This window comes from Paractinoplanes polyasparticus (assembly GCF_019710575.1).
GTDB lineage: Bacteria > Actinomycetota > Actinomycetes > Mycobacteriales > Micromonosporaceae > Actinoplanes > Actinoplanes polyasparticus.
Genome location: NZ_JAHWFK010000005.1, coordinates 98,657 through 123,992, shown reverse-complemented (window position 1 = coordinate 123,992; position 25,336 = coordinate 98,657). Strand labels below are relative to the sequence as shown.

General features: G+C 73.9%; 4 protein-coding genes. All 4 read left to right on the top strand.

What is annotated here, in order from left to right:
• The first annotated feature begins 54 nt into the window (after positions 1–54).
• From KXC43_RS07855 to KXC43_RS07840, 4 genes are read left to right on the top strand one after another with little or no spacing between them, the layout of a single operon-like run.
• A complete protein-coding gene (locus KXC43_RS07855; protein WP_221375298.1) occupies positions 55–4,227 on the top strand; it encodes a non-ribosomal peptide synthetase in 4,173 nt (1,390 codons plus the stop codon).
• The gene (locus tag KXC43_RS07850; RefSeq protein ID WP_221375297.1) at positions 4,224–14,528 is read left to right on the top strand and encodes a non-ribosomal peptide synthetase; all 10,305 of its coding nucleotides are present in this window, start codon (positions 4,224–4,226) and stop codon (positions 14,526–14,528) included. The genes KXC43_RS07855 and KXC43_RS07850 overlap by 4 nt, the downstream gene beginning before the upstream one ends.
• Positions 14,525–25,126: a non-ribosomal peptide synthetase gene (locus tag KXC43_RS07845; RefSeq protein WP_221375296.1), complete on the top strand. Its 10,602-nt coding sequence runs from the start codon at positions 14,525–14,527 to the stop codon at positions 25,124–25,126. The genes KXC43_RS07850 and KXC43_RS07845 overlap by 4 nt, the downstream gene beginning before the upstream one ends.
• Complete coding sequence (locus tag KXC43_RS07840; protein ID WP_221375295.1) at positions 25,123–25,332, top strand: MbtH family protein; 210 nt, start codon at positions 25,123–25,125, stop codon at positions 25,330–25,332. Before KXC43_RS07845 ends, KXC43_RS07840 begins: the two co-directional genes overlap by 4 nt.
• Positions 25,333–25,336 lie beyond the last annotated feature (4 nt).

Below are 25,336 nucleotides of genomic sequence, written 5' to 3'. Positions count from 1 at the left end.
GGCCGGTGGCGGGCGCCACCCGGCCCGCTTTTTCCTGACCGGGAGTGACTCTTCATGCAGATCCTCGGCGAGAACTACACCAGTGGCGGCCCGCTGACCGTCGCGCCGGCCACCTTCCCCGACGTGTTCGCGACCGTCGTGCGCCGCGACCCGGACGCGGTGGCCGTGGTGTTCGAGGACACCGAGGTCAGCTACGCCGAGCTGGACGCGCGGGCCAACCGGCTGGCGCACGCCCTGCAGGCGCGCGGGGTGGGGCCGGACAAGGTGGTCGGCCTCGCGGTGCCGCGTTCGGTCGACATGATCGTGGCCGAGCTGGCCGTCATGAAGGCGGGCGGCGCCTACCTGCCGCTCGACCCGGCCGACCCCGCCGAGCGCCTCGCCTATCTGGTCGGGGACGCTCAGCCGATCTGCCTGGTGACGACAGCCGAGCTGGAGAGCCGGCTGCCGGCGGGGCCGCGGCTGCTGATCGACGAGGCGGCCGATTTCCCGGACACCGACCCGGCGCGGCCGCGGCTCAGGGTGGAGAACGCCGCGTACGTCATCTACACCTCCGGCTCGACCGGGCGTCCCAAGGGCGTGCTGCTCACCCACACCGGCGTGGCCAAGCTGATGTCGACCGGCTACGAGCGCTTCGGGCTCACCCCCGACGTACGCGTCCTGCACTTCGCCTCGCCCAGCTTCGACGTCGCGTTCTTCGACCTGTGCCTGGCCCTGCTCACCGGCGGCCGGCTGGTGATCGTGCCGACGGAGCGGCGGGTCGCCGGCACGGCACTCACCGAGTACGCCATGAAGCACCGCACCAACTTCATGATCCTGCCGCCGGCGCTGCTGGCCGCCCTGCCCGCCGAGTGCGAGCTGCCGCCGGGCATCCTGCTCGCCGGCACCGAGCGCGTCTCGCCCGAGCTGGTCGCGCGCTGGGCCCGTGGCCGGCGCATGTTCAACGCGTACGGCCCGACCGAGGCGACCGTGAACTCGACGCTGGGCGAGTGCGACCCCGAGCGGATCGACGGCGGGTCGGTGCCGATCGGCCTGCCCGACCCGGCGACCGACGCCTACATCCTCGACGACGCGCTGCGGCCGGTCGGCCCGGGCGTCACGGGCGAGCTCTATCTGGCCGGGCCCGGTCTGGCCCGCTGCTACGTCAACCGGCCCGACCTGACCGCCGAGCGGTTCCTGGCCGACCCGTTCGGGCCGGCCGGCGGCCGCATGTACCGCACGGGCGATCTGGCCAGGCGCCGCGAGGACGGCCGGATCGACTTCCTGGGCCGGGTCGACGACCAGGTCAAGGTGCGCGGCTACCGGATCGAGCTCGGCGAGATCGAGTCGGTGCTGGCCCGCCACCCCGGCGTCGGGCAGGTGGCCGTCGTCGTCCGCGACCAGCGTCTGGCCGCGTACGTCGTGCCGGCCACCGACGTCGCGCCCGAGGAGCGGGCCGAGACCCAGGTCGCGGAGTGGAAGGAGCTGCACGAGCTGCTCTACCAGGCCGGCCGGGTGGAACGCTTCGACGAGAACTTCACCGGCTGGAACTCCAGCTACGACGGCTCGCCGATCCCGCTCGACGAGATGCGCGAGTGGCGCGACGGCACGGTCGCCCGGATCCGGGAGCTGGAACCGCGCCGGATCCTCGAGATCGGCGTCGGCAGCGGCCTGCTGCTGTCCCGGCTCGCGCCCGGCGTCGAGAGCTACTGGGGTCTCGACCTCTCCGAGGAGGCCATCGAGACCCTGCGCGGGGCGGTGGCCGGACTGCCGGGGGTCGAGCTGCGCGCGCAGCCGGCCCACGACCTGAGCGGGGTGCCCGACGGCTTCTTCGACACCGTCGTCATCAACTCGGTCGCGCAGTACTTCCCCAGCGCCGACTACCTGGCCGGAGTGCTGCGCTCGGCCGCGGCGAAGCTCGCGCCCGGCGGCCGCGTCTTCGTCGGCGACGTCCGGAATCTGCGGCTGCACCGCCAGTTGCTGGCGGGCATCCACGGGCCCGAGGGTGTCGAGGCGGCCGAGAAGGCCGAGAAGGAGCTGCTGCTCGACCCCGACTTCTTCACGGCGCGGCCCGAGTTCCCCGCGGCCGAGGTGCTGGTCAAGCGGGGCGCCTACGACAACGAGCTCAGCCGTTTCCGGTACGATGTCACGCTGTCCACAGTGGCCCCGGCACCTCCGCCACCCGAACGCTCCGGCGGCCTCGACCTGCTCGCCGAGCGCCCGCGACGGCTCCGCGTGACCGGCGTTCCCCACCGGCGCGAGGACGTCGAGAACTACCACGCCCTCGCCGCCGAGCACGGATACCACGTGGCCGTGACCTATGACGGCGCCTCCGAGCGGGGCGACCTCGACGTCGTGTTCCAGTTGGGCGAGCGGCCCACCGGAGCCTACCGACCGGGCGGTTTCCCGCACGCCAACACCCCGGCGGCGTTCACCGACCCGGCCGCCCTGACCAAGGCGCTGCGCCTGCACGCCGAGTCGTGGCTGCCGGCCTACATGGTGCCCACCGGCTGGGTGCTGCTCGACGCGCTGCCCGTGCTGACCAGCGGCAAGCTCGACCGGGCGGCCCTGCCCGCTCCCGATTTCGCCGCGCTGGCCACCGGAACCGCCGCGCGCACCCCGCGCGAACAGGTGCTGTGCGACCTCTACGCGGACGTGCTGGGCGTGCCCGGCGTCGGCATCGACGACGACTTCTTCGCGCTCGGCGGCGACAGCATCGTCTCGATCCAGCTCGTGCTGCGCGCCCGCGCCGCCGGTCTGGTCTGCACGTCGCGGCTGGTGTTCGAGCACCGTACGCCGGCCGCGCTGGCCGAGGTCGTCACCGAGCTCGACACCGCACCCCGCGAGCAGCCCGACGACGGCGTCGGCGACGTGCCGTTCACGCCGATCCTGCACTGGCTCGACCGGACCGGGGGCGCGATCGAGGCGTTCAGCCAGTCGATCGTGCTCACCACTCCGGCCGGCGCCACCGCCGAACGCCTGCGCTCGGTGCTCGGCCTGCTCGCCGATCGGCACGACCTGTTGCGGTCGCGGTGGGTGCGCGACGAGCGGGTGCTGCGGGTCGCGCCGCGGGGCGAGCACGCCGACTGGCTCACCCTGGCCGCGCCGGGCGCGTCGATCGAGGCCGAGGAGCAGGCCGCGGCGGGGCGCCTCGACCCGTTCGGCGGCGTCATGGCTCAGGCCGTGTGGTTCGAGACCGAGCGCCGGCTGCTGCTCGTGCTGCACCACAGCATCGTGGACGGCGTGTCCTGGCGTGTGCTTCCGGCCGATCTGGCCACGGCCTGGGCATCCGGGGCGCTGGATCGTACGGGCACCTCGTTCCGCCGCTGGGCGCTCGATCTGCACGAGGCGGCCGGGTCGCGTACGGCCGAGGTCCCGCTGTGGGAGGGCATCCTGACCGGGCCCGACCCGGCGCTGTCGGCTCGCCCCCTGCGTCCGGTCGACGACCTGAAATCGGTGGCACGGCACACCGTACGGCTGAAGGCCGCGACCACCGAGCCGGTCATCACCACCGTCCCCGCCGCCTTCCACGCCGGCGTCAACGACGTGCTGCTCACCGCCCTCGCCCTGGCCGTGGCCGAGTGGCGCGAGGGCGACGAGTCCTCGGTGCTGATCGCCCTGGAGGGGCACGGCCGCGAGGAACAGGTTGTTCCCGGCGCCGACCTGAGCGCGGCGCTGGGCTGGTTCACCACCGTCTTCCCGGTGCGCCTCGACCCGGGCGACGCCAACCGCGCCGAGGCTCTCGCGGGCGGACCGGCCGCTGGTCTCGCGCTCAAGCGGGTCAAGGAGCAGCTCCGCGCGATCCCCGATCATGGCATCGGCTACGGCATGCTGCGCTATCTCAACCCGTCCCTGAAGGACTTGGCGGCGCCGCAGATCAGCTTCAACTACCTCGGCCGTTTCACCGCGACCGACGGCTCCGGCGCCGACTGGGCGCCGGTCGCCGGGCACGGCATCCTCGCCGGTGGCTTCGACCTCGGCATGCCGGTCGCCCCGTACACCCTGGAGATCAACGCGTACGTCCAGGACACCGCGGCCGGTCCCGAACTCGGCGTCACGTGGGCCTATCCCCGCGACCTGATCGGCGACGCCGCGGTCGCCCGTCTGGCCGCCGGCTGGTTCGCCGCCCTCGAGGCGTTGGTGGCGCACGCCCGCGGCCCGGCCGCCGGTGGTCTCACCCCGTCCGACCTAACGCTCGCGCTGAGCCAGGACGAGATCGACGAGTTCGAATCCGAATGGGAGCTTCCGTGACCGCGCCCGCCGGGCTCGCCGACGTCCTGCCGCTGACCCCGCTCCAGGAAGGCCTGCTGTTCCACACGCAGCTGGCCGCGGACGGGCCCGACGTCTACACCGGGCAGCTCACGCTCGACCTGCGGGGCCCGCTCGACGCCGGCCGGCTACGCGCGGCCGGGCAGGCGCTGCTCGACCGGCGGCCCAACCTGCGGGTCGCGTTCCGCCGCCGCAAGAACGGCCAGGCCGCCGCGCTCGTGCCCCGTCAGCTCGCGCTGCCCTGGGCCGAGGTGGACCTGACCGAGGCCGAGCTTCAGCGGTTCCTCGACGAGGACCTGCGCCGACGCTTCGATCCGGCCCAGGCGCCGCTGCTGCGGATGACGCTCGTCCGCCTCGGACCCGACCGGCACCGGTTGGTCTTCACCCACCACCACCTGCTGCTCGACGGCTGGTCGGTGCCGCTCGTGCTCGACGAGCTGATCGCCCTGTACCGCGGCGACGAGCTGCCCGAGCCGGCCGACTTCCGCGCGTACCTGGCCTGGACCGCGGCCCAGGACCGCCCGGCCGCCGAGTCGGCCTGGCGCGACGCCCTGGCCGGGTTGGACGGGCCGACGCTGGTCGCGGGGCAGCCGCCGGCCCGGGCCGTGGTGCCCGACCGGATCCTGCGCGACCTGCCCGCCGCCCTGACCGCCCGCCTGGTCGCCCTGGGACGGTCGCGCGGGCTCACCCTGAACACGATCGTGCAGGGCGCCTGGGGAATCGTGGCCGGCGCGTTGACCGGCCGCGACGACGTGGTGGTGGGCGCGACCGTGGCCGGGCGCCCGCCCGACCTGGACGGCTCGCACACGATGATCGGCCTGTTCATCAACACCGTCCCGGTGCGGATGTCGCTCGACCCGGCCCAGCCCGCGGTGGCCGCCCTGCGCCGGCTGCAGGACGGTCAGGCCCGGCTCATGGACCACCAGCACCTCGGGCTGGCCGAGATCCAGCGGCTGGCCGGGCACGGCGAGCTGTTCGACACGCTGACCGTCTTCGAGAACTACCCGCTGGGCGCCGCGCTGCCCGCCGCGGGCGACCTGCGCGTGGCCGGGGCCGAGATCCGGGACTGCGCCCACTATCCGCTCACGCTGACCGCGCGGCCGGGGGAGCGCCTGCACCTCGACCTCGAATACCGGGGCGACCTGTTCTCCTCGGCGGCGGCCGGCACGCTCCTCGACCGGCTGATTACCGTGCTGACCGCGCTGTGCGACGCGCCGGAGGCGCCGCTGGCCACGATCAGCGTGCTCTCGGCGGGCGAGCGGGCGAGAATCCTGCACGGCTGGAACGACACCGCGGGCCCGATCGCGGACACGACGATCAGCGGGGTGCTGGCGGATCTGGCCGCGCGCACGCCCGATGAGGTCGCGCTGGTGACGTCCGGCCGCGCATGGACGTACGGGGAACTGGAGACCTGGGCGGCCGGGCTGGCCGGGGTGCTGCGTTCGGCGGGGGTGGGCCGGGGTGACCGGGTCGCACTGGCCGTGCCGCGGGCGCTGACCGTGCCGGCCGTCTTCGGGGTGCTGCGGGCCGGGGCCGCCTACCTGCCGCTCGACCCGGAACAGCCGGCCGAGCGGATCGCCGGGATGCTGGCCGACGCCGATCCGGCGCTGTTGCTGACCGCGGGCGACGATCCCGCGCCGGGCTGGGCCGGCCGTCGGCTCACCGTCGGCGCGGAAACGCCTGCGGGCACGCCCGTCGAGCGCGAGACGGCCGGGCCGGACGATCCGGCGTACGTCATCTTCACCTCCGGGTCGACCGGGCGCCCCAAGGGTGTCGTCGTGCCGCACCGGGGCATCGTGAACCTGCTCGGCGGCCACCGCGCGCATCTCATGGCCGGTCCGCACCGGAAGGCGGCGCACACCACGTCGTTCACCTTCGACGCGTCGTGGGAGCCGCTGCTCTGGATGCTGGCCGGGCACACGGTGCACGTGCTCGACGCGGACGTCTGCCGCGACGCGACGGGCACGGTCGCCCACCTGCGCGAGCACGGCCTCGACGTGCTCGACGTGACGCCGACCCATCTGCGCGAGCTGGTTGCGGCCGGGGTGCTCGACGTGGGCCTGGCCGTGCTGGTCGTCGGCGGCGAGGCGATCGACCCGCAGTTGTGGGCCCAGGTGTGCGCCGCGCCCGGTCTGACCTGTCACGACCTGTACGGGCCGACCGAGGCCTCGATGGACGCCTACGGCTGGCACGGACCTTCCCGTACGCCGTATCGGCTGACCAACGTCCGGACCTACCTGCTCGACGCGGCCCTGCGGCCTGCGCCTCCCGGGGTGCTCGGCGAGCTGTACGTCGCGGGGGAGGGCCTGGCTCACGGCTACCTCAACCGGGCCGGTCTGACGGCCGAACGCTTCGTGGCCGATCCGTTCGGGCCCGCGGGCGCGCGGATGTACCGGACGGGCGACCTGGCCCGGTGGACCGCCGAGGGCGTGCTGGAGTTCGCGGGGCGCGCGGACGGTCAGGTCAAGGTGCGCGGCTTCCGCATCGAGCTGGGGGAGATCGAGGCCGCGCTGGGCGGCCAGGCTGCCGTCGTTGTGCGCGACGGCCGGCTCGTGGCCTATACCGTGGGCGCGCCGAAGGATGTGCGGGGTGTTCTGCCGGACTACATGGTTCCGGCGGCCTTCGTCGAAGTCGACGCGTTGCCGCGCACGGTGGCCGGGAAGCTCGACGTAGCCGCCCTGCCGGATCCCGACTTCTCCCTGCTGTCGACCGGGCGTGCTGCCCGGAACACCCGTGAACAGCAGCTCTGTGACCTGTTCGCCGAGGTGCTGGGCCTGCCGGCGGTCGGCATCGACGACAACTTCTTCGTCCTCGGCGGGCACTCGCTGCTGGTGATGCGGCTCGCCGGCCGCGTCCGCGCGGTGCTCGGCGTCGACCTGCCGGTGCGCGCGGTCTTCGACACGCCGACGGTGGCGGGGTTGTTGCCGAAGCTGACGGAATCGACCCGGGCGCCGCTGGTCGCTCGGGAGCGGCCGGACCGGTTGCCGCTTTCCTTCGCGCAGCAGCGTCTCTGGTTCCTCTACAAGCTCGAAGGACCGAACCCGACCTACAACATCCCGATCGCCTGGCGGCTGCGCGGCGCCCTCGACCGCGACGCCCTGGTGGCCGCCGTGGGCGACGTGGTCGCCCGTCACGAGACGCTACGTACGGTCCTCGCCGAGGACGACGAGGGCGCTCACCAGCGGATTCTGCCCATCACGCCGCCGGCGGTCCCGGTCGAGGAGATCGCCGGCGAGGAGCTGTCCGGCCGGCTGGCGGCCATCGGGGAATACGGCTTCCGCCTCGACGAGGAGCCACCGTTGCAGGTCCGGCTCTTCCGCCTCGGGCCGGACGAGCACGTGCTTCTGCTGCTGATGCACCACATCGCGGGCGACGAGTGGTCGGACGTGCCGCTGCGCCGCGATCTGGTCGCCGCCTACACGTCGCGCTGCGCGGGTCATGCTCCCGCGCTGGCGCCGCTGCCGGTGCAGTACGCCGATTTCGCGCTGTGGCAACGGGATCTGGTGCTGGACGACCAGGTCGAGGGCTGGCGTGCGGCCCTGGCCGGGCTGCCCGAGGAGCTGGAGCTGCCGGCCGACCGGGCCCGCCCGGCCGAGGCTACCTATCACGGCGACGTGGTCGGCTTCGACCTGCCGGCCGAGGTGACCGCGCGGCTGCGCGACCTGGCCCGGTCGACCGGCACGTCGATGTTCATGGTCGTGCAGGCCGCGGTGGCGGTGCTGCTGACCGGATTGGGCGCCGGCACCGACATTCCGCTCGGCTCGCCGGTGGCGGGGCGGCCTGACGACGCCGTGGACGATCTGGTCGGGTTCTTCGTGAACACGCTGGTGCTGCGGACGGACACGTCGGGCGATCCGTCGTTCCGGGAGCTGCTGGGCCGGGTGCGGGAGACCGATCTGGCGGCGTTCGACCGGCAGGACGTGCCGTTCGAGCACCTGGTCGAGGCGATCAACCCGCGGCGGTCGCTGGGCCGGCACCCGTTGTTCCAGACGATGGTGTCGTACCTCGGCGAGGCCGATCGCGCCTGGCACCTCGGGCGGCTGCGGGTCGAGACCGAGCACGTCCGCCAGCAGGTCGCCATGTTCGACCTGTCCTTCGACTTCTTCGAGACGCGCGACGGGGTGCGGGGCGAGCTCGAGTACGCCACCGACCGCTGGAACCGCGACTCGGCCGAGACACTGGTCGCGCGACTCGCGCGGGTGCTGGCCGCGATGGCCGCCGACCCGAACGCGTCGATCGGGCGTACGGAACTGCTGGATCCGGACGAGCGGGCCCGCCTCCTCGCGTTCGAAGGCGTCGCGCGGCCCGCCGAGACCATCGTCGACCTGTTCGCGGCGCAGGTGGCAGCGACACCGCAGGCCACCGCCCTCGTGTCGGGCGGCCGCTCGTGGACCTTCGCCGAGCTCGACGACTGGACGTCACGGCTGGCCGGCGCGCTCGCCGCCCACGGTGTGGGCGCGGGGCACCTGGTCGCGCTGGCCACCGCGCGGCCGTTCACCGTGCCGGCGCTGCTCGGCGTGCTCAAGGCCGGCGCCGCCTACCTGCCGCTCGACTCGTACCAGCCGCCGGCCCGGATCGCGGCGATGCTCGACGACGCCCGGCCCGCGATGCTCGTGACGACGGCTGGCTCCGACCTGTCGTGGAGCGGGCCGCGGGTGGTGGTCGGCGCGAGCGCTCCGGCCGCCGAACCGTTGCCGCCCCGCACGATCGACCCGCTCGACGCGTCGTACGTCATCTACACCTCCGGCTCGACCGGCCGGCCCAAGGGTGTGGTGGTGCCGCATCAGGGCATCGCCAACCTGTTCGCCAGTCACCGGCGCACGCTCATGCCGGGGCCGAAGCGGCGGGTCGCGCACGTGGCGTCGTTCACCTTCGACGGGTCCTGGGAGCCGCTGATCTGGCTGCTCGACGGGCATGCGCTGCACGTGCTGGACGACGACGAGTACCGCGACGCGGGTGTGCTCGTGCCGCGGCTGCGCGCGCAGCGAGTCGACGTGCTCGACGTGACGCCGACCTATCTGCGGGAGCTGATCCCGGCCGGCGTGCTCGACGTGGGCCTGGCCGTGCTGCTGGTCGGCGGCGAGGCGATCGATCCGCAGTTGTGGGCGCAGGTCTGTGCCGTGCCCGGGCTGACCTGTCACGACCTGTACGGGCCGACCGAGGCCTCGGTGGACGCCTACGGCTGGCACGGGCCGTCCCGTACGCCGTATCGGCTGACCAACGTCCGGACCTACCTGCTGGACGACGCGCTGCAGCCGGTGCCGCCGGGGGTGCTCGGCGAGCTGTACGTGGCCGGGGACGGGCTGGCCCAGGGCTATCTGAACCGGGCCGCGCTGACGGCAGAACGCTTCGTGGCCGACCCTCACGGCCCGGCGGGCAGCCGCATGTACCGCACCGGCGACCTCGCTCGGCGGAACCGTGATGGCGCCCTGGAGTTCGCGGGCCGCGCGGACGGTCAGGTCAAGGTGCGCGGGTTCCGGGTCGAGCTGGGCGAGATCGAGGCCGCCCTGGGCGGGCAGGCGGCCGTGGTCGTGCGCGATGGCCGTCTCGTGGCCTACACGGTGGGCGCGCCGAAGGATGTGCGGGGCGCGCTGCCCGACTACATGGTTCCGGCGGCCTTCGTCCGCGTGGAGTCGCTTCCGAGGACGGTGGCGGGCAAGCTCGATGTCGCCGCCCTGCCCGATCCCGACTTCTCCGGGCTGTCGAGCGGGCGCGCGGCGCGGAACACCCGCGAACAGCAGCTGTGCGACCTGTTCGCCGAGGTGCTCGGGTTGCCGGCGGTCAGCATCGACGACGACTTCTTCGCCCTCGGCGGTCACTCGCTGCTCGTCATGCGGCTGGCGGGTCGCGTCCGCGCGGTGCTCGGTGTCGACCTGCCGGTGCGGGCGGTGTTCGACACCCCCACCGTGGCGACGCTGCTGCCCAAGCTGACCGAGTCGACCCGGGCGCCGCTGGTGCGGCAGGAACGACCGGCCCGGGTGCCGCTTTCCTTTGCCCAGCAGCGGCTCTGGTTCCTCTACAAGCTCGAGGGGCCGAACCCGACCTACAACATCCCGATCGCGTGGCGGCTGCGCGGCGCCCTCGATCGGGACGCCCTGGTCGCGGCCGTCCGCGACGTGGCCACCCGGCACGAGACGCTACGGACCGTCTTCCCCGAGGTGGACGGCACGCCGTACCAGCATCTGCTCGAGCCGTCGGCAGTGCCGGTCGCCTTCCACGACGAACCGTTCGACGACACCGCGGCCGAGCACGCCTTCGAGCTCGACCGGGAGGCGCCGTTGCGGGTCGACGTGTACGCCGTCGCGCCCGGCGAGCACGTCCTGCTCCTGCTGCTGCACCACGTCGCGGGCGACGAGTGGTCGGAGGAGCCGCTGCGGGCCGAGCTGGGCCAGGCCTACGAGTCCCGCCGGGCCGGCCGCGCGCCCCAGTTCCCGCCGCTGCCCGTGCAGTACGCCGACTTCGCGCTGTGGCAACGGGATCTCGAGCTGGACGACCAGGTCGAGGGCTGGCGCACGGCCCTGGCCGGACTGCCCGAGGAGCTGGAGCTGCCGTTCCACCGGCCGCGCCCGGCCGAGGCCAGTCACCGGGGCGAGGTCGTCGCATTCGCCGTGCCCGCCGCGGTTTCCGAGCGGCTGCGCGATCTGTCGCGGAGCACCGGAACGAGCCTGTTCATGGTCGTGCAGGCCGCGGTGGCAGTGCTGCTGACCAAACTCGGCGCGGGCACCGACATCCCGCTCGGCTCGCCGGTCGCGGGCCGTCCCGATACGGCTGTCGACGAGTTGGTCGGGTTCTTCGTCAACACGCTCGTGCTGCGTACCGACACGTCGGGCGACCCGTCGTTCCGGGAGCTGCTGGGCCGGGTGCGGGAGACCGATCTGGCCGCGTTCGACCGGCAGGACGTGCCGTTCGAGCACCTGGTCGAGGCGATCAACCCGCAGCGGTCGCTGGGCCGGCACCCGCTGTTCCAGACCATGGTGTCCTACCTGCCCGGCGGTGGTGACACGTGGCGGCTGGGCGATCTGGACGGGCGGCCGGAGCCGGTCGGGCACCGGGCGGCCATGTTCGACCTGTCCTTCGACTTCACCGACGGGCCCGGCGGCGGTATCGACGGCACCCTCGAGTTCGCCACCGACCTGTTCGACGCCGACACGGCCCGCATCCTCGTGGAGCGCCTCCAACGTGTGCTGGCGGCCGATCCGGCGCTTCCACTCAGTCGCATCGACGTGCTCGCTCCGGACGAGCGGGCCCGGCTGCTCGCCGCCCCGACGGCGGGCGCGTCGCCCGCGACGATCGTGGACGTCTGGCGTGAGCAGGCGAACCGGGACGGACGCGCTCTGGTGTCCGGCGCCCGGGAGTGGACGTTCGCGGAGCTGGACGACTGGTCCGACCGGCTCGCCGCCGTCCTGGCCGGGCGCGGCATCGGCCGGGGTGACCTGGTCGCGCTGGCCACGCCACGTCCGCTCACGGTGCCTTCCCTTCTGGCCGTGCTGAAGACCGGCGCGGCCTACCTGCCCGTGGACGACGCCCACCAGCCACCCGAGCGCATCGCCACGATGTTCGACGACGCCCGGCCCGCGCTCGTGCTGACCACGAGCGACCGCGTGGCGCCGGACGGCCCCGGCCGGTTGTTGCTGGACGCTCCGACGCTGTTCGACGCTCCGGTCGCCGACCCCGCCGGGCCGCGGCCGGACGATCCGGCGTACGTCATCTACACCTCCGGCTCGACCGGCCGCCCCAAGGGCGTGGTGGTGCCCCACCGCGGCCTCGTCAACCTGCTCGCCACCCACCGCCAGCGGTTCCTGAAGGGCAGCAACCGCAACGTCGCCCACGTCGCGTCGTTCACCTTCGACGGCTCGTGGGAGCCGCTGCTCTGGATGCTGGCCGGGCACACGCTGCACGTGCTGGACGACGACGAGTACCGCGACGACGCCGCCCTCGTCGGCTACGTCCGGCGGCACGGCGTGGACGTCCTCGACGTGACGCCGACCTATCTGCGCCAGCTCGTCCCGGCCGGGGTGCTCGACGCCGGTTTGAGCACCCTGCTGGTCGGCGGCGAGGCCATCGATCCGCAGTTGTGGTCCCAGATCTGCGCCGTGCCCGGCCTGGACTGCTACGACCTGTACGGCCCGACCGAGGCCTCGGTCGACGCCTACGGCTGGCACGGCCCTTCCCGTTCGCCGTATCAGCTGACCAACGTCCGGACCTACCTGCTCGATGCCATGCTCCAGCCGGTGCCGCCCGGTGTTGTCGGCGAGCTCTACGTGGCCGGGGAAGGGCTCGCGCACGGCTACCTCAACCGGGCTGCGCTGAGCGCGGAGCGGTTCGTCGCCGACCCCTACGGTCCGGCCGGCAGCCGCATGTACCGGACGGGCGACCTGGCCCGGTGGAACCGGAACCACGTGCTGGAGTTCGCCGGCCGCGCCGACGGCCAGGTCAAGGTGCGCGGCTTCCGCATCGAGCTCGGCGAGATCGAGGCCGCGCTGGGTGGGCAGTCCGCGGTGATCGTGCGCGACGGCCGGCTGGTGGCCTACACCGTGGGGGAACCGCGGGACGTGCGGGGTGTTCTCCCGGACTACATGGTGCCCGCGGCGTTCGTTCGGCTCGACTCGTTGCCGCGGACGGTGGCGGGCAAGCTCGACGTGGCCGCGCTCCCCGACCCGGACTTCTCGGCGCTGAGCACCGGCCGCGAGGCCCGTGACGACCGGGAGCAGCGGCTGTGCGACCTCTTCGCCGAGGTGCTCGGCCTGCCCCGGGTCGGCGCCGACGACGACTTCTTCGCGCTGGGCGGCGACAGCATCGTCTCCATCCAGCTCGTCAGCCGGGCCCGCGCGGCCGGTCTCGCGATCAGGCCCCGGGACGTGTTCCGGCACAAGACCCCGGAGGCGCTGGCCCGCGAGGTCGCCGACGAGCCGGTCGTCGCCGAGGACCCGCGGGAGGCCTGGGGGAGCGCGCCGCTCACCCCGGTCATGCGCCGGCTGTTCGAAGTGGACGGACCGATCCGCGGCTACAGCCAGTCGATGCTGCTGCGCGCCCCCGACGGCCTCACCGCCGCGCGGCTCACCGAGGTGCTCCAGGCCGTCGTCGACCGCCACGATGTGCTGCGCGCCCGCATCACCGCCGACGGCCTCGACATCCCCGAGCCGGGTGCCCCGATCGATGTGGTCACCGAGCAGCCGTACGACGAGAAGGCCCTGCCCGCGATCGCCGCGGCCGCCCGTGACCGGCTCGATCCGGCCGCCGGCGTGCTGCTTCAGGCGGTGCTGCTGCACCCGGGGAAGGTGCTGCTCGTCGTGCACCACCTCGCGGTCGACGGCGTCTCGTGGCGCATCCTGCTGCCCGACCTCGAGACAGCCTGGGCCGGAAAGCCGCTCGAACGTGGCGGCACGTCGTTCCGGCGCTGGGCCCGCGAGCTCAACCGGCTGGCCGGCGATCCGCGGACCACCGCGCAGGCCCCGTACTGGGCCGAGGTGCTCGGCGGGCCCGCGAAGGCCTTCACCGAGCGGCCGCTGGACCCGGCCCGCGATACCGTCGGCACCAGCGAGGAGTTCACGCTGGAGCTGCCGCCCGAGGAGACCGCGCCGCTGCTCACCAGCGTGCCCGTCGCGTTCCACGCCACCGTCAACGACGTGCTGCTGACCGGCCTCGCCCTCGCTCTGCGCGACTGGAACGGCGGCGGGCTCATCATGCTGGAGGGCCACGGCCGCGAGGAGCACCTCGTCGCGGAGGCCGACCTCTCCCGCACGGTCGGCTGGTTCACCACCGAGTACCCGGTGCGGCTCGACCTCGGCGACGAGAACGCGGGCGACGCTCTGAAGACCGTGAAGGAGCGGCTCCGGGCCGTTCCGGACAACGGGATCGGCTTCGGGCTGCTGCGGCCGGACGGCGTACGGGACAAGCAGTTGATCGGCTTCAACTACCTCGGCCGGTTCGCCGCCGGCGACGCCGGGGACGCGCCGTGGCAGCCGGCCGGCGAGGGCTGGGGCGGCGGGGCCGACGACGCGATGCCCGCCGACCACCCGCTCGAGATCAACGCCACCGCCGAGGACCACCCCGACGGTCCCCGGCTCAGCGCGACCTTCACCTGGCCGCGCGGCCTGCTCGGCGGCGAGCGGGTGCACGAGCTGGCCGATCGCTGGCGGGCCGCGCTGCGATTGCTCGCGGCCGACCGGGACGCGGGCGGGCACACCCCGTCCGACCTCGAGCTGGTCTCGCTCAGCCAGGACGACATCGACAGTTTCGAGGCCGAGTTCGCCGACCTCGACGCCGAGTGGGAGACGCAGTGACCGTCAAGAAGTCCGGGCTCGAGGACGTCCTGCCGCTGACGCCGCTCCAGGAGGGCCTGCTGTTCCACGCCCTCTTCGACGCCGACGCGCCCGACGTCTACACCGTCTCGATGACGCTGGAGCTCACCGGCCCGCTCGACCGGGACCGGCTGCGCGAGGCCGGGCAGGCGCTGCTCGACCGGCACGCCAACCTGCGCGCCGGTTTCCGCCGCACGGCCAAGGGCGCCACGGTCGCCGCCATTCCGACCCGGGCCCGGCTGCCGTGGACGGAGCACGAGGCATCGTCGGCGTCGGAGGCGGAGCGGCTCGTCGAGGAGGACCGGCAGCGCCGGTTCGACATGGCCCGGCCGCCGCTGCTGCGCATGATGCTCGTGCGCCTCGGGCCCGACCAGCACCGGCTCACCATCGCCCACCACCACATCCTGCTCGACGGGTGGTCGGCTCCGCTGCTGGTCAAGGAGCTGCTCGACCTGTACGCGCGGCCCGGCTCGCTGCCTCCGGCGACGCCCTACAAGGCGTACCTGGCGTGGCTGTCCAAATGGGACAAGAAGGCGGCCACCGAGGCGTGGCGGCAGGCTCTCGCCGGGCTGGCCGAACCGTCTCGTCTCGCCGAGGCCGGCACGTCCGCCGGGGCTGTGGTGCCCGAGCCGGTCGGGGCCGTGCTCGACGAGAACCTGAGCGCCCGCCTCACCGGCTTGGCCCGCGCGCACGGCCTGACCCTCAACACTCTGGTGCAGGCGGCCTGGGGCCTGCTGCTGGCCCGCACGACCGGCCGCGACGACGTGGTCTTCGGAGCCACCGTCTCGGGCCGCCCGCCGCAGCTGCCCGGCGTCGAGTCGATGATCGGCCTGTTCATCAACACCGTTCCCGTACGGGTCCGGCTGCGCCCCGACGAGGCCGTGTGCGACCTGCTGGCCCGCCTGCAGGACGAGCAGGCCGCCCTCATCGAGCACCAGTACCTGGGCCTGGCCGACATCCAGCGGCTGGCCGGGCACGGCGAGCTGTTCGACACCCTGACCGTCTTCGAGAGCTACCCGGCCGACGACGGCGACCCGGTGCCGGGGCTGCGCGTCACCCAGATCGACGACCAGGACGCCACCCACTACCCGCTCGTGCTGATCGCCGAGCCCGGCGACCGTATCGGCCTCGAGCTGCGCCACCGCGCCGACGTCGTCGCGTCCGGGACCGCGGAGGCGTTGCTGGCCCGGCTGACCCGCATCCTCGAAGCCTTCGCCGCCGATCCGGGCGCCCCGGTCGGCCGGATCAGCCTGCTCGACGACGCCGAACGCGCGACCATTCTGGGCGACTGGGCCGGCACCGTCGACGGCATCCCGCTCACCACGTTCCCGCAGCGCTTCGCCGAGATGGCCGCCAAGTTCCCGGGCAACGCGGCCGTGGTGCTCGGCGACGAGCAGGTCAGCTACGCCGAGCTGGACGCGCGCTCGGCCCGGCTCGCGTCGGCGCTGGCGGCCCGCGGCGTGGGCCCGGGCGACGTCGTGGCGGTCGCCCTGCCTCGCTCGACCGACCTGGTCACCGCGCTGGTCGGCGTGCTGCGGTCGGGCGCGGCCTATCTCGCGCTCGACCTCGACTATCCGGCCGACCGGCTCGCCTACATGATCGACGACGCCCGGCCGGCCTGCGTCGTGACCCGCTCGTCGGTCCCCGGCGGGTTGCCCGTGGTCGACGTGGCTTCCGCGGGCGACGCCATTCCGCGGGAACCGGACCGGCACGACGCCGCGTACGTCATCTACACCTCCGGCTCGACCGGGCGGCCCAAGGGTGTCGTGGTGACCCACGAGGGCGCGGCCAAGCTGCTCGCCACCCAGCAGCGGCGGCTCGGCCTCGACGAGACCACCCGCAGCACGCTGTTCGCCTCGCCCAGCTTCGACCTCGCGTACTGGGAGCTGTGCTGGGCGCTGCTCTCCGGCGGCACGCTGATCGTCGTGCCGGCCGAGCTGCGCGTGCCCGGCGCCCCGCTCGTCGACTACCTGACCAAGCAGGAGATCACCCAGGTGGCGCTGCCGCCGTCGGTGCTCGGCGCGTTGCCGGCCGGGGTGCGGCTGCCGCTCGGCATCACGCTGATCGCCGGCACCGAGGAGGTGCCGGCCCGGCTGGTCGAGCGCTTCGCGGCCGGGCGGCGCATGTTCAACGCGTACGGGCCGACCGAGACCAGCGTCAACGCCACCCTTTACCAGGTGCCGGCCGTCGTCACCGGCACCGTGCCGATCGGCTTCCCCGACCCGGGGCAGACGGCGTACGTGCTCGACAGCGGACTCAACCCGGTGCCGCCGGGCACCGTGGGCGAGCTGTATCTGGGCGGGCTCGGCCTGGCCCGCGGCTATCTCAACCGGCCCGGGCTGACCGCCGAGCGGTTCGTGGCCGACCCGTTCGCGGCGCCCGGCCGCCGGATGTACCGCACGGGCGACCTGGTGCGCTGGAACGACGAGGGCGCGCTGGAATTCGTCGGACGGGCCGACCACCAGGTGAAGATCCGCGGGTTCCGGGTCGAGCTGGGCGAGATCGAGGCGGTCGTGGCCGCACAGCCGGGCGTGCGGCAGGCCGCGGTGGTGCTGCGCACCGACAACGGGGTCAAGCGGATCGTCGCGTACGTCGTGGGGCCGGACGACCTGCGCGCCGGTGTGGCCGCGGTGTTGCCGGACTACATGGTGCCCTCGGCGTTCGTCCGGCTCGACGCGCTGCCGGTGTCGGTCAACGGGAAGCTCGACCGGAACGCCCTGCCGGCACCCGAATTCGGGGCCGGGGCGGGCGGGCGGCAGCCGCGCACACCGCGCGAGAAGCTGCTGTGCGACGTGTTCGCCGACGTGCTCGGCGTGCCCTCGCTCGGGATCGACGACGACTTCTTCGCGCTCGGCGGCGACAGCATCATGTCGATGCAGCTGGTCGGCCGGGCCCGCGCGGCCGGCCTGGTGCTGACGCCGCGGCAGGTGTTCCAGCAGCGCACGCCGGCCCAGCTGGTGGCGGTCGCGGGCACGGTGTCCGGCGCCGAGGCGGTGCCGGCGGCCCTGTCGCTGGTGACGCTGACCGACGCCGACCGGCGCGAGCTCGCCGCGCTGGCCGGGGATGTGCGGGAGGTGCTGCCGCTGTCGCCGCTGCAGAGCGGCCTGCTGTTCCACACGCTGCTCGACGAAGCCGGCCCCGACGTCTACACGGTTCGCATGGTGCTGAACCTCTCCGGCCCCGTCGACGGCCAGCGGCTGCGTGCGGCCGCGCAGGGGCTGCTCGACCGGCACGGCAACCTGGCCGCTTCCTTCCACCACCTCTCCTCCGGTACGGCGGTGAGCGTCGTCCCCACCTCGGCCGCCCTAAACTGGACCGAAGTCGACGCGTCCTCCGGCGCGGCATGGGAGGAGCTGCTCGTCGAGCAGGGACGGCGGTTCGATCCGGCTGCCGGGCCGCTCGTGCGGTTCGCGCTGGCCCGCACCGGGCCCTCGGAGCACCGGCTCGTGATCACCCTGCACCACCTGCTGCTGGACGGCTGGTCGCGCGGACCGCTGATGGCCGAGTTGTCGGCGCTGTACCGCTCGCCGGATGCCGCATCGACGATCCGGCCGTACCGCGACTATCTGGCCTGGCTGACCGGGCAGGACCGCCGGGTTGCCGAGCAGGCCTGGGCGGCCGGGCTGCAGGGCCTCACCGAGCCGACACGGGTCGCGCCGGGGGAGGGGCAGCGCGCGGCGCTCGCGCCCTCGGTCGTCGAGGCCACGCTGAGCGAGGACCGGACGACGGCGCTGACCGCCCTGGCCCGTTCGCGCGGACTCACGCTGAACACGGTGGTGCAGGCCGCGTGGGCGCTGCTGCTGGCCCGGCTGACCGGCCGGGACGACGTGGTGTTCGGGGCGACCGTCTCGGGTCGTCCGGCTCAGCTGCCCGGCGTCGAGGAGATGATCGGACTCTTCATCAACACCGTTCCCGTACGCGTTCGGCTGCGCCCCGACGAGGCGGTGAGCACGCTGCTCGACCGCCTCCAGGACGAGCAGTCCGCGCTCATGGAGCACCAGTACCTGAGCCTGACCGACATCCAGCGGGCCGCGGGCGGCGGCGAGCTCTTCGACACGCTGCTGGTGTTCGAGAACTACCCCGACAACGAGGACACCGCCGACGACGGCGGCCTGCCCATCACCGGCACCGACGGCCACGACGCCACGCACTACCCGCTCACGCTGATCGCCGAGCCCGGCGCCACCCTGCGGCTGGCCCTCGAATACCGTCCCGACCTGTTCGACGCCGGTCACGCCACCCGCCTGGCCGACGCGCTGAGGAACATCGTCGACGCTCTCGCGTCCGGCCTGGACGCGCCGGTCGGCCGGATCGGGCTGCTCCCCGCTCTGCCCGAGGGCGGTCAGGGCGCTTTGCCCGACCTGCCGCCGGCCACATTGCCGGCGTTGCTGACCGCGCAGGCGGCCGCGACACCGAATGCCACCGCGGTGGTCGGGCCGGACAGGATCGCACTGACCTATCGCGAGCTGGACGAGCGCTCCGACCGGCTCGCCCGCGTGCTGGCGGCCTCGGGCGCGGGCCCGGAGACGGTCGTGGCCATCGCCCTGCCGCGCTCGGCCGACCTGGTCGTGGCGATCCACGCCGTGGAAAAGGCCGGCGCTGCCTACCTGCCGCTCGATCTCGACCACCCGCGTGCCCGCCTCGGCTCGATGCTCGCCGACGCGCAGCCGGTCGCCGTGATCGCCGCCGACGCCACCCTCTTCGACGTCCCGGTCATCGACCCGGCCGCCGCCGACGGCTCGGGTCGCGGGCCGACCCCGCCGGGGCCGCGGAACCCCGCGTACGTCATCTACACCTCGGGTTCGACCGGCAAGCCCAAGGGCGTGGCCGTCGAGCACGCAGGCATCGTGAACCGGCTGCGCTGGATGCAGCACGAGTACGGCCTCGCCGCCGGCGACCGAGTGCTCCAGAAGACCCCGGCCGGGTTCGACGTGTCGGTGTGGGAATTCTTCTGGCCGCTGGTCACCGGGGCCTCGCTCGTCGTGGCCCGGCCCGACGGTCACCGCGACCCGGCCTACCTGGCCGACCTCATCCAGCGTGAAGCCGTCACCACCGTCCACTTCGTACCCGCGATGCTCGCCGCCTTCCTGGCCGAGCCGGCCGCCGCCGAGTGCACCTCGCTGCGCCGGGTCATCTGCAGCGGCGAAGCGTTGCCGACAGCACTCGCCGAGCGGTTCCACGAGCTGCTGCCGCAAGCCGGACTGCACAACCTCTACGGCCCCACCGAGGCGTCGGTCGACGTCACCTCCTGGCCCGCCGCGCGCGGCGCCGGCCGCGGCACTGTGCCGATCGGCGGACCGGTCTGGAACACCCGGGTCAGTGTGCTCGACGCGTTCCTGCGCCCGGTTCCCGTCGGCGTGCCCGGCGAGCTCTACCTCTCGGGCGTGCAGCTGGCCCGGGGCTACCGTGGCCGCCCCGACCTGACCGCGGACAGGTTCGTGGCGGATCCGTTCGGTGCGCCCGGGGAGCGGATGTACCGCACGGGCGACCAGGTGCGTTGGATCGAACCGGGCGTGCTGGAGTTCCTCGGGCGCGGCGACGGGCAGGTGAAGATCCGCGGGTTGCGGGTGGAGCTGGGCGAGATCGAGGCGGCCCTGACGGCGCAGCCCGGCGTCGACACCGCGGTGGTGCTGCTGCGGGAGGACCGCCCGGGTGTCGCGCACCTGGTCGCGTACGTCATCGGCAGTGGCCCCGTGGACGAGGACGCGCTCCGCCGGGTGTTGCCCGACCACATGGTGCCGGCCGCGTTCGTGCGTCTCGACGCGCTGCCGGTGTCGGTCAACGGCAAGCTCGACCGGGCCGCGCTGCCTGCCCCCGATTTCGCGGCCGCCTCGACCGGCACGGTCGCCCGCAACCCGCGCGAGCAGCTGCTGTGCGACCTCTTCGGCGAGGTGCTCGGGATGCCCTCGGTCGGGGTCGACGACGACTTCTTCCGGCTCGGCGGGGACAGCATCGTCTCGATCCAGCTCGCCGGCCGGGCCCGCGCGGCCGGGCTGTCGCTCACGCTGCGGCAGATCTTCCAGCTTCGTACGCCCGCCGCGCTGGCCGCCGCGGCCGGCGCCGCCTTCACCACCGCGGCCGGCGGGGGCGCCCTGGTCGAGCTGACCGACGCCGAGACCACCGAGATCGCGGGCCTGGGCCTCGACGTGGCCGAGGTGCTGCCGCTGTCGCCGCTGCAGTCGGGACTGCTGTTCCACGCCGCCTTCGACGACGGCGGGCTCGACCTCTACACCGTGCAGATGGTCTTCGACCTGCCGGCGACGGTCGACCCGGCCCGGCTGCGGGCCGCCGCGCAGGCGTTGCTGCAGCGGCACGCCAACCTGCGGGCGTCGTTCCACCAGCTCGGCTCCGGCCGCCCGGTGGCCGTGGTCGCCCGCGCCGCCGTACTGCCGTGGGCTTCGGCGGATCTGTCCGAACTGGACGGGCCGGAGCTCGAGGAAGCCTGGCAGCTGTGCCTGGCCGAGGAGGGCCGCCGCTTCGACCCGGCGGTCGCGCCGCTGCTGCGGATGATGCTGGTGCGGACCCGCGAGGGCTTCCGCCTCGTGCTCACCCACCAGCACATGCTGCTCGACGGCTGGTCGCGCGGCCCGCTCATGGACGAGCTGGCCGCCCTGTACGCCGGGACTGCCGAGCGGGAGCCGGTTCCCTACCGGGACTTCCTCGCGTGGCTGTCGGCGCAGGACCGCGGCGCCGCCGAGGAAGCCTGGCGCGACGCGCTGGCCGGAGTGGCCGACGCGACCCGGCTCGCCCCGGCCGACCCGCAGCGCGAGCCGGTCGTCCCCGCGCTGATCGAGCACGAGCTGCCGCTCGACGTGACCGCGGCTCTGACTGCCCTGGCCCGATCGCGTGGGCTGACCCTGAACACGTTGGTGCAGGCGGCCTGGAGCATCGTGCTGGGCCGCCTCACCGGCCGCGACGACGTGGTGTTCGGCGCGACCGTCTCGGGTCGCCCGGCGCAGCTGCCCGGCGTCGAACGGATGATCGGGCTGTTCATCAACACCGTTCCCGTACGGGTGCGGATCGACCCCGCCGAGCCGGCGCAGGCGCTGCTCGCCCGGGTCCAGGACGAACAGTCGGCCCTGCTCGACCACCAGTACCTGGGCCTGGCCGACATCCAGCGCCTGGCCGGTGCGGGCGAGCTGTTCGACACGCTGCTGATCGTCGAGAACTACCCGGACCGCGACGAGGACGGGCCCGAAACGCTGCTCAGCGCGGCCGAGGCGGGCGGGCGCGACGCCACCCACTATCCGCTGACCTGGGTCGTCGACCCGGGGGAGCGGCTGCGGATCGGTCTCGAACACCGCACCGACCTGTTCCCGGCCCCGGTCGCCGGCCGGCTCGTGGCGGCGGTGACCGCGGTGCTGACGTCGTTCGCCGGCGACCCGTCGCGCCCGGTGGGCCGGCTCGACCTGGTGGTGGGCGAGGACCGTACGGGCTGGAACCCGCCGCCGCCCGGGGCCGACGGCGACCCGACCGTCGCGCAGATCTTCGAGCGGCAGGCGGCCGAGTCGCCGGACGAGCTCGCGGTCGTCTGCGGCGACGTGCGCTGGACGTTCGCCGAGCTGAACGCCCGCGCCAACCGGCTGGCCCGGCTGCTCGTGGCCCGCGGCGCCGGCCCGGAGGACGTGGTTGCCCTGGCGATGCCCCGCACGGCCGACGCCATCACCGCGATCCTGGCCGTCCTCAAGACGGGAGCCGCCTATCTGCCGATCGATCCCGCGTACCCGAAGGCCCGTCGCCAAGCCATGATCGAGGATGCCCGGCCGCTGCTGGTGGTCGGCGTCGACGGCCTGCGGGTGGACGACGCGGCCGTCACCACCCAGCCCGGCCACAACCTGGGCGACGACGAGCGCGTCCGGCCCGCGCGGGCGCAACACCCGGCGTACGTCATCTACACCTCCGGCTCGACCGGGCGCCCCAAGGGTGTGGTGGTGACCCACCGCAACCTGGTCAACCTGTTCCGCAGCCATCGCGACCAGCTGCACCGGCCCGCCCAGGCCCGCGCCGGCCGCCGCCACCTGCGGGTCGGGCACGCGTGGTCGTTCGCCTTCGACGCCTCCTGGCAGCCGCAGCTGTGGCTGCTCGACGGCCACGCCCTGCACATCGTCACCGAGCAGACGCAGCGCGACCCCGAGCTGCTGGCCCGGCAGATCCGCGACGAGGGCATCGACTTCATCGAGCTCACCCCGTCCCACTTCGCGCAGGTGGCCGACGCGGGACTGATCCGCGACGGCCGCTGCCCGCTGGCCGTGGTCGGCGTCGGCGGCGAGGCGATCCCGCCCGCGCTGTGGGCCCGGCTCGGCAGCCTGCCCGGCACGGACGCGTTCAACCTCTACGGCCCGACCGAGGCCACAGTGGACGCGCTCGCGGCCCGGATCGCCGACGCGCCCGCGCCGGTGATCGGCCGAGCCGTGGCCGGCGCTCGCGCGTACGTGCTCGACAACGCCCTGCGGCACGTGCCGACCGGCATCGCGGGCGAGCTCTACGTGGCCGGCGAGGGCCTGGCCCGCGGCTATCTCGGTCACCCGGGGCAGACCGCCGAACGGTTCGTCCCCGACCCGTACGGCCCGGCCGGCAGCCGCATGTACCGCACCGGCGACCTGGTGCGCTGGACCGAACAGGGCCGGGTCGAATACCTGGGCCGGGTCGACGAGCAGGTGAAGATCCGCGGCTACCGGGTCGAGCTGGGCGAGATCGAATCGGTGCTGGCCGCCCAGCCCGGGGTGGCCGAGGCCGTCGTCCTGGCCCGGGCCGACCGTCCCGGGGTGCACCTGCTGGCCGGCTACGTCGTCGGAGCCGAGAACCTCGACCTGGACGCGTTGCGCACCGCCATCGGTGCGGAGCTGCCCGACTACATGGTGCCCTCGGCGCTGATCCGCCTCGACCGGCTGCCCACCCTGGCCAACGGCAAGATCAACCGAGCTGCCCTGCCCGCGCCCGCGCTCGCGGCGGCCGGTGAGGGACGCGCGCCCGAGACCGAACGGGAGCGGGCCCTGAGCGAGGTCTTCGCCACCGCGCTGGGCCTGCCGGCGGTCGACGCCGAGACGGACTTCTTCCTGCTCGGCGGGGACAGCATTGTGGCCATGCGGCTGGTCGGGCTGGCCCGCGCGGCCGGGCTGCGGCTCACCCCGCGGCAGATCTTCGCCGAGCGTACGGTCGAACGCCTGGCCGTCGTGGCCACGGCCGCCGTGCCGGCCGAGGACCGGGCGGGCGACGGCGTGGGCGCGTTCCCGCTGACGCCGGTGATGCGCTGGCTCAGCGAGGTCGACGGGCCGACCGCGGGCTTCAACCAGTCAGCGGTGGTGCAGGTGCCGGCCGGCCTGGGCTGGGAGCCGCTGCTGACCGCGCTGCAGGCCCTCGCCGACAAGCACGACATGCTGCGCGCCCGCGTCAACCCGGACTGGACCATCGAGGTGCTCCCGATGGGCTCGTCGCGGGCCGTCGACTGGACGACCCGGGTCGACGTGGCCGGTCGCAACCTCTGGGAGGCCGTCGCCGCGCAGGCGACGATCGCCCAGGCCGCGCTGGATCCGGCCACCGGAACGATGATCCGGGCCGTCTGGCTCGACGCCGGCCCGACCATGCCGGGCCGGTTGCTGCTGCTGGTGCACCACCTGGCCGTCGACGGGGTCTCGTGGCGGGTGCTGCTGCCCGAACTGGGCGCGTTCTGGCGCGACGCGGCGGCCGGGCGCACGCCCGACATCACGCCGACGGCGACCTCGTTCCGCCGCTGGGCGACCGGGCTCGCGACCCAGGCCCTCGATCCGGCCCGGGTGGCCGAGCTGCCGATGTGGACCGAGATCGTGGGTAAGGGACAGCCCCTGCCCGTACGCCGCCCGCTCGATCCCTCGGTCGACGTGGCGGCCACGCTGCTCGACGTCTCGCTGGCGCTGCCCGTCGACGTCACCGAGGCGCTGCTGACCCGGGTGCCCGCGGCCCTGGGCGCGACCATCAACGACGTGCTGCTCGGCGCGCTCGGGGTGGCCGTCACCCGCTGGCGTGGCGGGGACGCCGTGCTCGTGGCCCTGGAAGGACACGGCCGCGAGGAACACCTGGTCGCCGGGGCCGACCTGTCGGGCACGGTCGGCTGGTTCACCAACATCTTCCCGGTCTGCCTGGACACGGCCGGCATCGACGTCGAGGCCGGGGGAGCGGCCGTGGCGGAGGCTGTGGGCCGCGTACGCGAGCATCTGGCGTCGCTGCCGGACAACGGCATGGGGTACGGATTGCTGCGCTACCTCAACCCCTCGACGGCGCCGGAGCTGGCCGCCCTGCCCCACCCGCCGATCCAGTTCAACTACATGGGCCGGTTCGATTTCCCCGAGGCCGCCGACTGGGAGTACGCGCCCGAGGCGGAGGCGGCCGAGAACGGCGCCGACGACGGCATGCCCGAGACGTACGAGCTCGTCGTCAACGCGCAGACCGAGGACCGCGCCGGCGGTCCGCAACTGACTGCCACCTGGGCCTGGCCGTCGGCCGTCCTGACCGCGGAATCGGTCGGGACCCTGGCCCGCGGCTGGTTCGACGCCCTGCAAGCGCTGGCGGCCCACGTCAGCGACAACCACGAGGAGAACCGATGAGCACCAACCCGTTCGACAACGCCGAGGGCACGTTCCTCGTGCTGGTCAACGACGAGAACCAGCACAGCCTGTGGCCGGCCTTCGCCGAGGTCCCGGCCGGCTGGCGCACTGCGCACGGCCCGGCCCCGCGGCCGGAGTGCGTCGACTACGTCAACACCCACTGGATCGACATGCGCCCGCAGAGCCTGATCGACGCCGACCGCTGACGGC

What these genes read in the sequence shown, in the direction of transcription:
- KXC43_RS07855 (WP_221375298.1), top strand. Translation starts at nt 55, where the DNA reads ATGCAGATCCTCGGCGAGAACTACACCAGTGGCGGCCCGCTGACCGTC.
- KXC43_RS07840 (WP_221375295.1), top strand. Translation starts at nt 25,123, where the DNA reads ATGAGCACCAACCCGTTCGACAACGCCGAGGGCACGTTCCTCGTGCTG.